General features: G+C 62.7%; 15 protein-coding genes and 1 riboswitch. Of the genes, 11 read left to right on the top strand and 4 right to left on the bottom strand.

The annotated features are described in order from the left end of the window. The first annotated feature begins 50 nt into the window (after nt 1–50). Nucleotides 51–1,118 (top strand): DMP19 family protein, encoded by a 1,068-nt coding sequence (locus H4W29_RS18780; protein WP_192730259.1) that lies wholly within the window; start codon nt 51–53, stop codon nt 1,116–1,118. Between the two features lie 81 nt (nt 1,119–1,199). On the opposite strand, the gene H4W29_RS18775 is transcribed toward H4W29_RS18780, so the two are convergent. Both H4W29_RS18775 and H4W29_RS18770 read right to left on the bottom strand, forming a co-directional pair. Further along, complete coding sequence (locus tag H4W29_RS18775) at nt 1,200–1,526, bottom strand: hypothetical protein (protein WP_192730258.1); 327 nt, start codon at nt 1,524–1,526, stop codon at nt 1,200–1,202. Between the two features lie 140 nt (nt 1,527–1,666). Next, nucleotides 1,667–2,425 carry an SDR family oxidoreductase gene (locus tag H4W29_RS18770; protein ID WP_192730257.1) on the bottom strand — a complete coding sequence of 253 codons (759 nt, stop codon included), beginning with the start codon at nt 2,423–2,425 and terminating at the stop codon, nt 1,667–1,669. Nucleotides 2,426–2,709: 284 nt separating this feature from the next. On the opposite strand from H4W29_RS18770, the gene H4W29_RS18765 reads away from it, so the two are divergent. Then, the gene (locus tag H4W29_RS18765; RefSeq protein ID WP_192730256.1) at nt 2,710–3,402 is read left to right on the top strand and encodes a hypothetical protein; all 693 of its coding nucleotides are present in this window, start codon (nt 2,710–2,712) and stop codon (nt 3,400–3,402) included. A 218-nt stretch (nt 3,403–3,620) separates the two neighbouring features. Here the strand turns inward: H4W29_RS18765 and crcB are convergent, their stop codons facing one another. Together crcB and H4W29_RS18755 are read right to left on the bottom strand one after the other, a co-directional pair. Next, entirely contained in the window at nt 3,621–4,046 is a 426-nt protein-coding gene (gene crcB, locus H4W29_RS18760; protein ID WP_192730255.1) for a fluoride efflux transporter CrcB, read from the bottom strand. A 77-nt stretch (nt 4,047–4,123) separates the two neighbouring features. Further along, nucleotides 4,124–4,185: riboswitch (Fluoride riboswitch) on the bottom strand. Between the two features lie 58 nt (nt 4,186–4,243). Further along, complete coding sequence (locus tag H4W29_RS18755; protein WP_192730254.1) at nt 4,244–5,122, bottom strand: LysR family transcriptional regulator; 879 nt, start codon at nt 5,120–5,122, stop codon at nt 4,244–4,246. A gap of 109 nt (nt 5,123–5,231) precedes the next feature. On the opposite strand from H4W29_RS18755, the gene H4W29_RS18750 reads away from it, so the two are divergent. The 9 genes from H4W29_RS18750 to H4W29_RS18710 all read left to right on the top strand — a co-directional run bounded on the left by H4W29_RS18750 (nt 5,232) and on the right by H4W29_RS18710 (nt 15,050). Next, the gene (locus H4W29_RS18750) at nt 5,232–6,176 is read left to right on the top strand and encodes an AEC family transporter (protein ID WP_192730253.1); all 945 of its coding nucleotides are present in this window, start codon (nt 5,232–5,234) and stop codon (nt 6,174–6,176) included. Nucleotides 6,177–6,342: 166 nt separating this feature from the next. Then, nucleotides 6,343–6,528, top strand: coding sequence for a hypothetical protein (locus H4W29_RS18745; RefSeq protein ID WP_192730252.1), 186 nt, complete (start codon nt 6,343–6,345; stop codon nt 6,526–6,528). 151 nt (nt 6,529–6,679) lie between these two features. Continuing rightward, the gene (locus tag H4W29_RS18740) at nt 6,680–7,402 is read left to right on the top strand and encodes a DUF6892 domain-containing protein (RefSeq protein WP_192730251.1); all 723 of its coding nucleotides are present in this window, start codon (nt 6,680–6,682) and stop codon (nt 7,400–7,402) included. 319 nt (nt 7,403–7,721) lie between these two features. Continuing rightward, nucleotides 7,722–8,522 carry a class I SAM-dependent methyltransferase gene (locus tag H4W29_RS18735; RefSeq protein WP_192730250.1) on the top strand — a complete coding sequence of 267 codons (801 nt, stop codon included), beginning with the start codon at nt 7,722–7,724 and terminating at the stop codon, nt 8,520–8,522. 296 nt (nt 8,523–8,818) lie between these two features. Further along, nucleotides 8,819–9,454: a phage connector family protein gene (locus H4W29_RS18730; protein WP_192730249.1), complete on the top strand. Its 636-nt coding sequence runs from the start codon at nt 8,819–8,821 to the stop codon at nt 9,452–9,454. After that, on the top strand, nt 9,447–11,546 hold the full coding sequence (locus tag H4W29_RS18725) for a phage tail protein (protein ID WP_192730248.1): 2,100 nt from the start codon (nt 9,447–9,449) through the stop codon (nt 11,544–11,546). The genes H4W29_RS18730 and H4W29_RS18725 overlap by 8 nt, the downstream gene beginning before the upstream one ends. Beyond that, nucleotides 11,527–12,003, top strand: coding sequence for a hypothetical protein (locus tag H4W29_RS18720; protein ID WP_192730247.1), 477 nt, complete (start codon nt 11,527–11,529; stop codon nt 12,001–12,003). The genes H4W29_RS18725 and H4W29_RS18720 overlap by 20 nt, the downstream gene beginning before the upstream one ends. Continuing rightward, nucleotides 11,996–12,508, top strand: coding sequence for a virion core protein, T7 gp14 family (locus tag H4W29_RS18715; protein WP_192730246.1), 513 nt, complete (start codon nt 11,996–11,998; stop codon nt 12,506–12,508). Before H4W29_RS18720 ends, H4W29_RS18715 begins: the two co-directional genes overlap by 8 nt. 7 nt (nt 12,509–12,515) lie before the next feature. Further along, nucleotides 12,516–15,050, top strand: a complete 2,535-nt coding sequence (locus H4W29_RS18710; protein WP_192730245.1) for a hypothetical protein — start codon at nt 12,516–12,518, stop codon at nt 15,048–15,050. The last annotated feature ends 16 nt before the right edge of the window (nt 15,051–15,066 follow it).

Raw genomic sequence — 15,066 nt, 5'->3', positions numbered from 1 at the left:
CCTCTGCAGGTAGTCCGCCAAATCTACCAGCGCCACGGGAAAAAATATCCATGAAATATGCCAGTGTTTTGCTCGCCGCCCTGCTTACCGGTGCGATCGTAGCCACAGCGTCCGCGGCATCCGATCAAACACAACCGGAGGCGCGCGATTTGCAGGCCCTGACGACCATGTCCACCGAATTCGTCATCGAGACGACCTTCCTGCCGCAGATCATGCGGGTGAAATATGATGACGACAAGGGGCCGATACTGGCCGATATCGGCAGGCTGCAGCCTGACGTGCGCAACCTCTTCTGGCTCTCGTATCTGCACTACGTGGCGCCGGGCAGCGGGCTGCACCATTTCTTCACCACCGTCGCCGAGGGGCGGAAGATCACGGAGGAAGCCAAGAAACTGCTGGTCGCGCAGGGCCAGTCCGTCAGCGACGATACGTTCCACGAGATGACCGCGATGACCGAAAAATCAGATCCGGCACGCAACGCCGATGCCGTGCTGCAGGCGCTGACAGCGGCCGGCCTGACGCGGCAGGCGCAGGCCTTTGCCGCAGAGCGCGATCTCGCGGCCCAAAATGAGGACGCCGATTTTGCCGCGCTCGACGCCGCCTTCGGTGAGATGACCGAGCTTCCGGCCGCCATCCGCAGCTATGTCGAGCGTACGCCTGTGCTTGTCGAATGGGCCGCCAGGGCGCGCGCCGAGATCGGTGACGAAGACCGGCTCAGCTATCTGACGGGAAAACTCAACAAGATGGAGGATGCCGAGATCGATCGCCTTCCGAAAGCGCTGAAGCAGATCTACGTCGTCGATTATTTCAACGCCGAGATGCTGAATGGCGGCGTCCACCAGTTCTTCTTCAATTCGTCCGGCCGCTATGCCCCCGATGTCGCAGTCGCCTTGCGCGAGCTCGGATTGACCAGGCATGCCGATGTCGTCAAGCGGGGCATCGACATGTTCAGCAAGCCCTATCCGACCGATACGCAGAAGCGGCGGGTGCTGAACTACGCCGGCGAATGGGGGCCATGGGATGATGCCCTCTCCGCCCTCACCTATGAAGTCGATGATGGAGAGATGACGCCTGCACTGATCACGCTCGCCAAGCGCGAAAACCTGCTGCCGCGATAGGCCGGAACCGGCCTCGACTGGAGCAACCGAACCGACATGCCGCCATCGACGATCATCGGCCTACCGGTCACGCAGGGCAACTCAGGCAAATACGGTAATACAGACGGCCGTCCAGATTAGCGCCGTCCCCAGTGCCATCGCTCGCCTGGCGACAGCGACTTTGTCTGCCTCGTCCTCCGCGACAGGTGTGGTCACGATCCAGGGCACGCAGCCAAGTGCTGCAAATCCGATGACGGCAACGATCATCACAAGATAATCGATTGCACGCCAACTCCCCTGTTCATAGACCCCCCAGTAACCCAGAAAGGCCATTCCGACTGCAAACATGGTGGCGGATGCAGAGCAAAGCCCCGTGACCGACCCGGTAGGTGCACGCAGGTTGCTTTTTTCACGTGTCTGCGAATTCATGGCGCGATATCCACGACGGTTGGCTGTCCCTCTGCAAATATGTCAGGAATTGAGCCCGTCGTGAAGCGCTGGTGCCCCTCTGGAACGGCCGCGAAATTCCCCGCCTCGGGCGGCGCGACCACCGCCCGAGGCCAGTTCTGCTAGAGTAGCCGAACCGACATGCCGCCGTCGACGATCATCGGGCTGCCGGTCATGAAGCTCGACTGGTCCGACAGCAGGAAGAGTGCCGCCTGCGCGATCTCCTGCGCCGCCGCCATCCGCTTCATCGGATGCAGGCCCGAGATATAGTCGAGGAATTCGGGATTATTCTCCCCGCCGGCCGGCGTGATGGTTCCACCGGGAAGCAGGCTGTTGATCCTGATGCCATCGGCCGCGTAATCGGCAGCGACCGATTGCACGAGGCCGATCAGGCCCGCCTTGGAGGCTGCGTAAGCCCCCATGCCGGGCAGGCCGCCATTGCTGTATCCGACGAAGGACGAGGTGAAGACGATCGAGCCGCTGCGCTGCGCTTTCATCACGGGCAGCTGCGCCTTCAGCGCGAAGAAGGCGCTCGTCAGGTTGGTGGAGATCACCGTCTCCCAATTGGCCGCGCTCATTTCCGCGAACGCACCCATCTCGCCGACGACACCCGCATTGTTGAAGGCCCCGTCGAGCCGGCCATAGGCATAGAGCGCCCGGTCGACGAGGGCCTGCGCATAGGCTTCATCGCGCACATCACCAGCCAGGGACACGGCCATGCCACCCATTTCGATGATCTCGGACACAAGCTCCGCGAGGTTCTGCTCGCGGCGCGCACCGAGCACGAGTTTTGCGCCTTTGGCCGCAAACAGCCGGGCGGCAGCTGCTCCGATGCCGCTGCTTGCGCCGGAGATGATGATGACCTTGTTTTCCAGTTCCATGTCCAAACCTCCTGTTTTGATGGTCATGGAGGGGTAGGAAATATGGGAAGCGGCAGCCACCCGATTCCGGATCGGCGCCCTGCCGGCCGGCAACGCCTGATGAACGATCCGCCCCCGAAACCCGTTAACCATCTCCCGCTCTCTAAGACCATAGTCCGGCGGATGCCGGACCTCGGTCCGATGCACGCTCCGCATTTCGCACCTAACATCGTGATCCTGATGGTGGCCTTCCCGAGTCGGCTATCCCATGACTTTCGATGAATTATCCTGCGAGGGAGAGACGGATGCGTTTCGTAACTTTTGCGTCCATAGCTGCGCTTTCAATGATCATGGCTTCCAGCCCGCTGGCGATCACCGGCTTCGATAGTGCCGCCATGGCAAAGGGCGGAGGAAACGGTGGCGGCAACGGCGGCGGTAATGGCGGAGGCAACGGCGGCGGTGGCGGCAGCAGCAATGGCGGCGGCAACGGTGGCGGACAAAGCGGCAGTCACGAAAACCGCGGCAACAAGTCTGGCAGTTCCCAGACCGGCAAATCATTGCGCGACGGTTCGAAATCCGGGAGCGCAGCGAAGGGCAAATCCGGCGAGGCGAAGACGAAATCGCTCATCGCGAAAAACGCCGCAGCCGATATCAAGCAAAAGAACCTCGCCTCCGAGCTGAAGGGCCTGAACTCTCTCAACCGCAGCTACAAGGCCTATATGCATACGTCCGATCCGAAGATGACCGCGATCGCCGCCTATGCCATGGCCTATGCCCAGTTCGAACTCGATAACGGCATCGAGCCTTCAGTCGACGATCCGGTTCTCGGCGATGCGGCATTGGAGGATGCGCTGGCTTCCGCAACGCGCAGCGGCGAAGTGAGCCCGGAAGTCCTCGCCGAGGCCAAGACCATCCTCGGCGTCGGTGACGCCGACGGCAAGATCGACCAGATCCGTGAATCCCTGTCCTACTCCGCCCCGACCTCGACAGGGAATTAACGGCCGCTCGATCCGCCGGGCGGCATACCCGGCGGATCGATTGCACCTGTCGCGGATTTTCTGACGGACAGGATAATCTCTTTCCCCCTTGAATTACGCCATTTGCCGCGCGACCCGCGCTGGCCTGTTCCCCGGCGACATCCCGTCCGCCTCGGGCAGGCATCAAGCCGAGACTGAAAAAACCGTCAAAAACCTGTTGAGCCATTCCTCCTCCCGCCTCAAGCCTGCTCCTCGATCGCCGCCTGCGCCGCGTCGGCCACCCCGCCATTGATCCGCGTCGCGATCAGATGCCCCACCGCGCCGATGCAGAGCACGACCGATGCCGCGACATTGATGCAGGCCCGGATCGTCGCGCCCGAGCGCAGCAGGTCGAGTGTCTGCAGGCTGAAGGAGGAGAAGGTCGTGTAACCGCCGCAGAGGCCGATCATCACGAAGAGGCGCATATTGTCGGAGACCGGAAAACGGCCATTGGCGAGCGTCAGCGTGCTGAAGAGGCCGATGATGAGCGAGCCTGTGACATTGATGATGATGGTGCCCCAGGGCAGATCGCGGCTGACGGGCATGGCAAGGACCGATGCGGCATAGCGGGCGAAGGTGCCGAGCGCACCGCCGGCCATGACGATAAGGCAGGTATAGAAGGACATGCTCGCTCCAAAACTCTCGGGCGGGCAATAAAGAACCCGCCTTGCGGCGGGCTCCGGACAGATTCCCACCGCGGTTGAACACGGTAGGAGTCATCAGCCTTGTGGGCGGTTTCGGGGGCACTCCATCCCCATCGGGTGATGTATAGCGCCGGCTGCGGTGGGGTGGCAAGGGGTGCCAGGCGGCATAACCTTACCCTTCAATCCACGCCACGCTCCGCCACCTCGAACAGCTGCGGCACGGCCGGATTGCGCGCCGCGCGCGGCGCGCAGAGCACGACATCGAATTCCGGCGCATCGTCGAGCGCTCTGGAGACGACACCCTCGGCCAGATCGCCGCACAGCGATTGCGGGATCAGCGCAATGCCCAGCCCCTCCTGCACCAGCCGGATGATGGTGTGCTGCAGGCGCGGCTCGAAGGCAAAATGCGGGATGACGCCGCCGGCAGCGCAATAGAGGCCGATCGCCGTGCGCAGTGTCGGCGCCACGGTCGCGGGCGCGGCGATCAGTTTTTCGCCCGCAAGCGACTGCGGCCCGATCGTTTCGGCCTCGGCCAGCCGATGGCCTTGGGGCACGATCAGGCACAGCCGGTCACGGGCGAGCAGTTGCGTGCGCAGATGCGGAGCGGAACCGCCGCCGAAGGTGACGGCAGCATCGAGTTTGCCTTCGGTGAGCATTTCCTCGATATCGGTGGGTATGCGCTCCTCCAGGATCAGCCGCACATCCGGACGCGCCTGCGAATAAAGCCGCACCAGCGCCGGGATGACGCTATGGGCGGCATGCATCATGAAGCCGAGCTTCAACTCACCCTTCATGCCGCTGGCAACCAGCTGCACATCGCGGCAGGCGGCATCGAAGCCTTCAAGCACGGCGCGGCAATCGGCAAGGAAATGCTGGCCGGCGGGTGTGAGCGCCACGTTGCGCGAATTGCGCTCGAAGAGCCGCACGCAGAGCGTTTTCTCGATTGCCGATATCTGCCGGCTGAAGGGCGGCTGACTCATGTTCATGCGCTTGGCCGCATGGCCGAAATGCAGGGTTTCGGCAAGCGCCACGAAATAGCGCATATGGCGCGTGTCCATTCAATACCTCAGAAGCATCAATCAGCGCTCAAGATGACATTGGATTATCTTGATCACGCACGCTAGGCAAGGATCACCCTCTCGCAAGACCTGCCCCGAGTTACCCCTGATGCTGACGAACCTTTCGATTGTCCTGCCGATCTTCGCCCTCATCCTTGCCGGCTGGATCGCCCGCAAGACCGGGGCGCTCACTGAAAATGCCACGCGCGAGGTCAACCGGCTGGTCGTCTATCTCGCTCTGCCCGCACTGCTCTTCGATATCATGGCCAATGCCAAACCCGCCGAGATCTGGCAGCCGGGCTTCATCCTGGCGTTTACCGCCGGCTGCGCCGTCATCTTCGGAGCCACGCTCTGCTGGCGCGTCGCCAGGGGCCGGCATCTGGCGGATGCCGCGATAGACGGGCTGAATGCCAGCTATGCCAATACCGGCTTCATTGGCTTTCCGCTCGTCCTGTCCCTGATCGGCGATACTGGCATGGCACCGGTGCTGATCTCGACCATCCTCACCGTCTGCGTGCTCTTTGCCGTCGCTATCGTCCTGATCGAAGGCGGGCTGCAATCCGAGGCCCGGCGGCGCGATATCGCCATCAAGACGGCCCGCTCGCTCGCCAAAAACCCGCTGCTCGTCGCACCCGCCCTCGGCGCGCTGGTGATGCTCTTGGATGTAACGCTTCCCGCCCCCGTGCATGCCTTCCTGAAGCTCCTCGGCGGCGCCGCCTCTCCCTGCGCACTGATCGCGCTCGGCCTGTTTCTGGCTGGCACCAAAGCCGGCGAAACCAACGCGCGGGCGACGACCGCAAGCATTCTCGTCGGCCTCAAGCTAATCGCTCAGCCCGTCGTCACCTGGCTGATTGCCGCGCCACTCCTCAACCTGCCGCCGGCCGCCACCCATACAGCCGTGCTGCTCGCGGCCCTGCCGACCGGCACCGGCCCCTTCATGCTGGCCGAATTCTATGGCCGCGAGGCAAGCCTGACCGGCCGCGTCGTGCTCGCCTCGACCGTCCTTTCGGTGCTGACGATTTCGGCCTATCTGGCGCTGGCGGGGCGGGTATAGGAACTGGCGGCACCATCCATCTCAGAGCCCAAGAAATCGGCGCAGCAGTTTATCCATGTCCCGCCTCTTGAACCGGCGCGGCGCTGCAGCATGTCCCTGACTAATCACTTTTCGTTAGTCGCCATTTCAGAGCGTGGCGGTATTTTTGTTCAGGGAGGATGCAGCCATGGAACGCGTAGAGCCTGCAGATGTCGAGCATGATGCCCTGACCAAGGTCTGGTCCGTCACCGAGTTCTGCACCCGACACCGGATCGACGGCAAGGAGGAGAAACGGCTGCTGCAGCTCTTCGGCGTTTTCGCCACCGCCAGCGAACTTCTGCACAACGCCCGCCGCGAGCCGCGTTTCCGCTGATCGCCCGGCAGCATCAGGCATTCGGGAGCAGGCCGGACATTCCCTTCGGCGCACAGATTTCACCTGCTGATGTGTGATAGCCCACTTTTTTTCATCCACCGGCTGCACTAGCTTCTGTCGCAGAGACCCGATCCCTGGTGCATGAGGCGGCATGATCCGAAGACGCAATCTACTGGTCGGCGCAACCGCCGCAAGCATGCTTGGCACGGCGAAAACGACCCGCGCCGCCTTCTATCCCGAACCTTCGGGAGCGTCGGGCGCGCCCTTCGGCGATCCCAATCTCAAGCTCGTCGTCATGTCCGCGATGATGGACAAGGGCATTATCGATCTCGGCACACGCGAGGAACTCGCCGAACATGTGCTTGGCCGCCGCGTCGATCTCGACAGCGAGGGCTATTATCCGCTTCTGCCGGTGCGAACCTATCTGGAGCGCTATCCGCTGACGCGGGAGATGCTGGACAGGGTGGATACGCTTTATTTCGACGGTGGCAACACGATCTATTCCTATATCTGGAAATTCTGGGGCGGCGAAGATGAGAGTTTCGATGTGCCCGACATGTCGGGCATCGCCAATTGCCCCAATATCACCACGCTCGATTTCACCTCAATGGTCCGCTTCGTCGATCTCGAAACGCTGGGACCACCGCTGAAGCTGCAACATCTCACCCTCGGCGTCGATCTCGCCAACCTGCCCGCACTGCTCGACATGCCCGCTCTGCGCGGCGTGAAGATCTACGATGACGATATCTATCGCGATGTGATGACGCCGGGGAGCCCGGCCCGGCAGGTGATGGAGAGGCTGAAGGCGCGCGGCGTTTCAGTCTTCGTTCACTGGATATCAAGTGATCAGGGAGAGCCGCCGGCCTATCAATGAGCAGGCTAGAACAGGCCGACCAGCCGGGCGGAGCTGATCGCAAGGCCGGCGATCGCAACCAGCAGGACGGCGCACATGATGATGAGAAAGACCGGGTTCTTCACTGTTGCTCCTTCGAAGCCGGGCATGGCTGAGAGGGTGACCTAGCAGCTGCCGGCAACAACGACAACCATTCCGCCGAGACCTTATTTCCAGCCTCACTATCACGACCCGGGAGGCGCGAGCCGAGTCATCTACACCAATTGCTTCATCCACCACAACGATGCAGGATCAGTCGCCGGATTCATTCCATCTGACATCGAGGGAAGCAGGGCCGATCATGTCATCCATCACGACAGGCAATGACGAGCAATATAGCGACAGCAAGAAACTCGCCGCCCGCGGGCGCCTGAACCGGGAATATACGATCGCCGAAACCGGCTGGTTTCTCTGGGTGGCAAGACAGCTTCCCCTAAAGCCAGGCGATCGCGTGCTGGATATCGGTTGCGGCCCCGCCTGGTTCTGGGCTTCGGTGGCAAATGAATTGCCCGACGATCTCGCCCTCACGCTCGCCGATCTCTCCCCCGGCATGCTGCAGGAAGCCCTCGAACGCTGCCATCCGCTCTGCTTCGCAAGCGTGACGGCTCAGCAGGCGGACGCCACGGCCCTGCCCTTCGAAGACGGCTCCTTCGATACCGTCATCGCCATGCACATGCTCTACCACGTGGCCGATCAGAACAAGGCGATCGCCGAAATGCACCGCGTGCTGAAGCCCGGCGGTCACCTCGCAGTGACGACCAATGGTGCCGGCAACATGCGCGGCATGTATGCGCTGACCTCAGTCTTCGGCAGCCCACCCTACGACCCGGCGGGTGCGGCCTTCGGCTATGAGACGGCCGAGCGGCTGATGCAGGCGCAGTTCGGCAATGTCACCATGACGGAGCATCCGGCGCATATGCGGATAACGGAGCCGGAAGATGTGTTTCTGGCGTTGACCTCCTATCCGCCCGGAGACCGGGCGAGCGAGGCGGAGCTTGCGGCGTTTCGCGCGGCGATTGCCGAGACGTTCCGGGCAGGTGGCGGCGTGCTCGAGGTGGGCAAGGAGACCGGCTTGTTCATCAGCCGGAAGGCGGGGGTTTAGGGGAAGAATAGCGAAGGTGTGCCGCGTGGCACCCCCCTCTGGCCTGCCGGCCATCTCCCCCACAAGGGTGGAGATTGGCCGGGCGCACCGGTTTCCCCAACAAGCAGCGTTGCAAACTGCGCGACGTCAGTGATGTCCGAAGGTCACGCCACGTGTCGATCTCCCCACCTGTGGGGGAGATGGCCGGCAGGCCAGAGGGGGGTGCCACGCGGCACACCTTCTCCTGCCCATTACGCCCCACTTCACCCCAACAACCATCCACACCGTACGCCTACCCCAACACGAGAGGTTGGTTCATGGCTACGGTCGTCTCTATCTGCAATCTCGCCCTTTCCAATATCGGCAAGGACAATATCAACGATCTGACGGAAAAGAGTGCGGAGGCACGCGCCTGCAATCAGTTCTATGCGCAGACGCGCGATGTGCTGCTGCAGTCCTTTCCTTGGGCTGCTGCCGGCAAGACGCTGGCACTGGGCGCACTGGACAATGACAAGCCCGGCGTCTGGCGCCATTCCTATGCGCGACCGGCCGATTGCCTGCAGATCCGCTGGATCAGGACGCGTTATTCCACCAACGCGGCAGATCTGCCGGAGACGCTGAACCCGGATCTCGACGAGGCCGGGCGCGAGATGCAGTATCCCTACGCGCTCGAGGGCGACAGGCTCTATTGCGATCTCTCGCCGGTGCTCCTGCGCTATACCTGCCGCCTGACCGACCCGACGAAATATGCGCCTCTCTTCATCGAGGCGCTCTCCTGGCATCTCGCCGTCCGCCTCGCCATGCCGCTGACGCGCGATCCGAAAATCCGCGCCGATGCCATGGCGCTTGCCCAGAGCAGCCAGCGGGCCGCCGAACAGGCCGAGGCCAACCAGGTGAGGCACACGAGCGAGAATTTCGTCAGCGAACTGATTGCGGTGCGCGCCCATGGCTGATTTCCGCGCCTACCAGCCCTCCTTCACCGCGGGCGAACTCTCGCCCGCACTCGGCGCCCGCGTCGATCTCACCAAATATCAGAGCGGTCTGCGCACGGCGCTGAATGTCTTCGTGCATCCGCATGGGGGTGTCTCGAACCGGGCCGGGCTGCAATTCATCCACGAGATCAAGGACAGTTCGAAACAGGCCCGGCTGATCCGCTTCCAGTTCAATACCGAGCAGACTTACATCCTCGAATTCGGCCATCACTACATCCGCATCTTCCGCGATGGCGGGTTGGTGCTGTCAGGCGGCGCGCCATACGAGGTCGCGACCGCCTATACAGCAGATGACGTGCAGGACCTCGTCTTCGTGCAGGAAGCCGATGTGCTCTATCTCTGCCAGGTCAATCACCCCGTGCGCAAACTCGGACGTCTTGCCGACAATAGCTGGACGCTGACGACAGTCCTGTTCAAGCCCCTGATCAATCCGCCGGCGGGCACGCCATCTGTCACCAAACCCGGCGATACCGCGGGCAAGCCGGGCTACGTGGCAACCACATACCGCTACTGCGTCTCCGCAGTGGCAGACAGCGGCGAGGAAAGCCTGCCGTCGAGCGCCGGCGCCACCGTCAACGATCTCGCCATCCAGGGCGGCATCAACCGTGTCACCTGGGCGGCCGTGTCAGGTGCTGCGCGCTATATCGTCTACCGCGATGACAACGGCATTTTCGGCTATGTCGGCGGCACGACGGGCCTGAGCTTCGATGACGAGAACATTACGCCCGATCTCTCCGACACGCCGCAGGCCGGCCGCAACCCTTTCAGTGCGGCTGGCAACTATCCGCGCTGCGTCACCTTCATCGAGCAGCGGCTGGCCTTCGCCTCGACACAGAATGACCCGCAGGCCGTCTGGCTCAGCCAGTCCGCCAATTACGAGAATTTCGGGGTCTCCTCGCCGGCCAAGGCGAGCGACGCCGTGACCTTCCGCATCCGCGCAAGGCAGGTGAACGAGATCCGCTCGATGATTTCGGTGCGCGGGCTGCTGCTGTTGACATCAGGTTCCGAATGGATCGTCACCGGAGGCTCGACCTCCGATGCGATTTCACCCTCCGCCATCAAGCTCGACAACCAGGGTTATCGCGGGGCCGCCAAGGTGCAGCCGATCGTCGTCGGCAATACCGTGCTTTTTGCCCAGCGCCTTGGCGGCGTGGTGCGCGATTTCTCCTATGAATATACGCAGGACAGCTATGTCGGGAAGGATCTCACCGTCCTTGCCCGCCACCTCTTCAAGGGCCGCGAGATATCAGCCTGGGACTATGCCCAGGCGCCCGATTCCGTCGTCTGGGTGGTGCTCGATGACGGCGCGCTGGTCTCGCTCACCTACATGAAGGAACAGGATGTCTGGGCCTGGACCCGCCACGAAAGCGGCCCCGGCAACGACGCCTTCTTCGAGGATGTGACCGTGATCGAGGAAAACGGCGAGGACGTGCCCTATTTCATCGTTCGCCGCACGATCAATGGCGCACAGAAACGCTATATCGAACGGCTGCACAGCCGCGCTTTCGAGGATGTGCAGGACGCCTTCTTCGTCGATTGCGGCCTCACCTATTCCGGCCCGCCCGCCACTACGCTAAATGGGCTTGGCCATCTCGAAGGCCAATCCGTCGTGGCGCTTGCGGATGGCAACGTCGTGCGCAATCTCACTGTCACAGGCGGAGCCGTGCGGCTGCAGAACGCCGCCTCGAAAATCCATATCGGCTTGCCGGTGACGGCAGCAATCGAAACGCTCGATCTCGATGTCGGCCAGGTGCAGGGCCTCGGTACCGTGCAGGGCCGCACAAAATCCGTCTCCGAAGTGACCTTCCGGGTGGAAAATACCCGCGGCATCTTCACCGGGCCAGAGGATGGCGAGCGGGATGGCGGCAGACTGGTGGAATACAAGCAGCGCCGCAACGAAAACTGGAATGAGGCGATCAGCCTCTATACCGGCGATCTCACCATCACCCCCTATTGGGACTGGAGCACCAGCGGCGCCATGTGGGTGAAGCAATTCGACCCGCTGCCGATGACCATTCTCTCCATCATGCCGGATGTCACCCTTGGCCGCTGAGATCACCATTATCGAGGCGCGGCCGAGCCATATCCGCACCATTGCCTCCCGTATGCGGGCGGCCGACCGCGAGGAGGTTTTCGCCGCCTCCGGCCGCTCTCCGCTTTCAGCTCTCTGTTTCTCCTACCGCCACTCCTCCCTTGCCTGGACAGCCCTCTTCGATGGCCGGCCGGAGGTGATGTGGGGTATCGGCGACATCAATATCCTCACCGGCATCGGCGCGCCCTGGCTGCTCGGCACGGATGCTGTGGAGAAGAATTTCCGCGGCTTTCTGAGGATATCCAAGGATTGGCCGGCTCAACTGTTGAGCCACTATCGCTTGCTGCGAAACGTCGTGGATGCGCGCAACGCGATCTCCATTCGCTGGCTCGAATGGCTGGGCTTCCGGCTGTTCGCACCCGTCGAGATCAACGCTCATCCATTCCACCTGTTCGAAATGGGAGAAGCTGATGTGTGATCTTGGTCTGGCGTTGACATTGGGCTCGACGCTTCTTGGCGCCGCCGGCCAAGTGCAGCAGGCGAAAGCGACGGCTGAGGCGAACAAATACAACGCCCAGGTCGCCGAAATGAATGCGCAGATCGCTGACAAGCAGGCGAAGGACGCGATCGAACGCGGCAAGCAGGAAGAGCAGCAGAAGCGCCTGCAAACGGCGCAGCTGGAGGGCCGCCAGAAAGCCGCGATGGCCGCAAACGGCATCGACCTCTCCTTCGGCTCGCCGCTCGATACGATCGTCGATACCGCCAAGATGGGCGAGATCGATGCACTGAACGTGCGCACCAATGCCTATCGCGAAGCCTATGGCTACAAGGTGCAGGGCACCAACCAGCTGGCAAGCGCCAAGCTGGACCGTATGCGCGCCGACGCCGCCGTCAAGGGTGGCTATCTCGAAGCCTTCGGCACCGTGCTCGGCGGCACGGGCAAGGTTTATACGCAGGGCAAGGCCCTGGGTTATTTCAAGTGAGGGTTTGATGCCGACTGTTCCGACTTATCAGGATACGCAACAGCACGTAGCACTGCGCCCGGAATATACAGAGGGCTTCACCGTGCAGGCCGATGCCGAGGCTTTCGGCTCCGCCATCGGCAAGGGCATGCAGGGACTGGCAACCGGCATGGGCACGCTCGGCGAGGCCGTGGTAGAGGTGGAAAAGCTTGACAATGCCAATGCCGCCAAGGATGCGCAGACGAAGCTCAACGACTGGCAGCGCGACGGGCTTTACGGCAAGAGCGGCTTCCTGACGCTGACCGGCCGCGCCGCCGTGGAAGGCCGCGCCGCCTTCGAAAAGCTGGCCGAGCAGAAGCGCGCCGAATTCGGCAAGAGCCTGACGCCGGGTGCCGCGCGCATCTATGAAGAGACCAGCCGCGCCAGCATGAACACCCTGCTGGACAGCACGATCCGCCACACATTCGACCAGCGCAAGGCATGGTTTGCCGAGACCTCGGCCAACAGCATCAAATCCGCCGGCGCCGGCGCCGTCGCCGTCTACAGCGATCCGGCCAAGGTGGATGCCGAGATCGGCAAGGGCGTGGCCGAGATAGAGCATCAGGGCCACATGCAGGGCTGGAGCAGGGAAAGGCTCGACCAGGAACGCGCCCGGTTCGTCTCCGACACGACGAAGAATGTCGCGCTGGGCATCGCCAATGACAGCGCCATCAAAGCCGAGCAATATGTGAAAGACGCCGGCGACCGGATGCTGTCGGCCGACAGCACCGCCCTGCTGAAATCGCTGCAGCCCGCCGTCACCGAGGAAAAGGCCCGGCAGAACACCACCGACATCATCGCCGGCCTGCCGCCGACCTATACCGGCGCGCCTGACGCCAATGCCGCCCCCACAGCGGCGACGCCAAACGCTGATAGCGGTACAGGCGGCCAGCCGCAGACCGGCGGCCCGGTTCAGCCCTCTACAGCAGGCGCAAGAACCACCGGCCTCGAAACGGATGGCGCCGGCAGCGGAACCGGGGGAGCCCGCACACTTGGCGCGCCGCGTTCGGCGGGCAAGACCGCGGCCCCGCAAATCGCCCGCTCTCAAACAACTGGCCAGCAACCCGCCGGCCCGCAGGTATCGACCACTCAGACCCCGCCGCGCCAGCCGAGCGGCCTGGAGGATTTCCGCACCGTTGCCGCCACGCTGACCTTCCCCGGCAAGGCGAAGGACGATCTGGCGGTGGCGAGCTTCGTGAGAAATGCCGCCGGCACCACGGTCGCCCCGTCGCTCCAGCCCTGGTTGACCGATGTCACAGGAGCTATCCTCGGTACAGCCCCCGCCGGAAGCACTGCGGCCGATGCCACAAGCTTCCGCCATTTCGGCCTGCCGACGCAGACACCCCGCCCCGGCGACATCGTCGTGCTCGGCCCGCCTCAAAGCAAAGGCGCCGGGAGGAACGGCGGCAACGCCCCTGATGATCGAGAGAAGGGTCAGATCGGCATCTTCCGCGGCTACGACGCCGACGGCAACATCCTCGTGCTCGGCCGCGATCCCAGACGCGCTGGCGAAACCGCGCTGACGGCCCACGCCGCAAGCCAGGTCATCGGCTTCCGCACATCCGGCACCGTCGACGAGAAGACCATGACCTTGCCGAACTACAATCCCGAGAGCTTGCGCAGGATCGAAGAAAGCCTGAACAGCATCGCCGACCCCGCCTTGCGCGCCGCCACCGAGGCACAGCTGAACGGCTATACCGTCTCGCTGAAGAAGGCGATCGACGCCCAGCGCGTGCAGGTGCAGGAATGGGCCAACAACGAGGTCATCGCCGACCCGACCTTCGACCCGACGAAACTGCCCGTCCACATCCAGCAGGCCATCGGCCCATCCGGCATGCTGGCGCTGCGCGACTACAAGGAAAAAGTCCGCGCCTACGGCCAGCCGGCGACGGACACGCAGACGCTCTACGATCTGCAGACCGAGTTCGCCAGGGATCCCGCCGCCTTCTCGCAGATCGATCTCCTTGGGTATCGCTCCAAACTCTCCGACAAGGATTGGGAAAAAGTCACCGGCTGGCGGCAGATGGCCCTCACCGACCAGCGCAAGGCCCGGCTTGAAAGCCTGGATATCAATAGTGCCTTCGAACTCGCGAAACCTCAGCTGGAATCGCTCGGCTTCTTCGCCCAGGACGGCGGCTTCGCCACCTCCTACAGTGTCCCGCACCGCGTCGCCGAGTTCCGGTTAGCGCTCCTGGATCAGATGGACGTATTCAAGGACAAGAACGACGGCCAGAACCCGACCCAGAGCGACATCCAGAAAATGATCAACCGCCTGCTGTTCCCGATCGTCATCAGCTCGCCGGGCTCATTCGTCACTGGCTGGACTCCCACAAAGAAGCAGGGCTACCTTTATCAGGCCAACGCGCTTGCCGACGATCAGAGCTACGATATCGCCGTAGAATATGAGGATATTCCACGCGATCTCAGGCAGTCGATCGAGGCGGATTTGACGAAGAAAAACCGCAGGAAGCCGTCTCAGGATGAAATTGTGAGTGAATACGAAACATCCATACTCAATCGTTGAGTGACGGGGAAAACCT

The sequence above is a fragment of the Rhizobium viscosum genome (assembly GCF_014873945.1).
GTDB classification, from domain to species: Bacteria; Pseudomonadota; Alphaproteobacteria; order Rhizobiales; family Rhizobiaceae; genus Rhizobium; species Rhizobium viscosum.
Note: the sequence above shows the minus strand (reverse complement) of the source record. Positions and strands in the feature narration are given on the sequence as shown.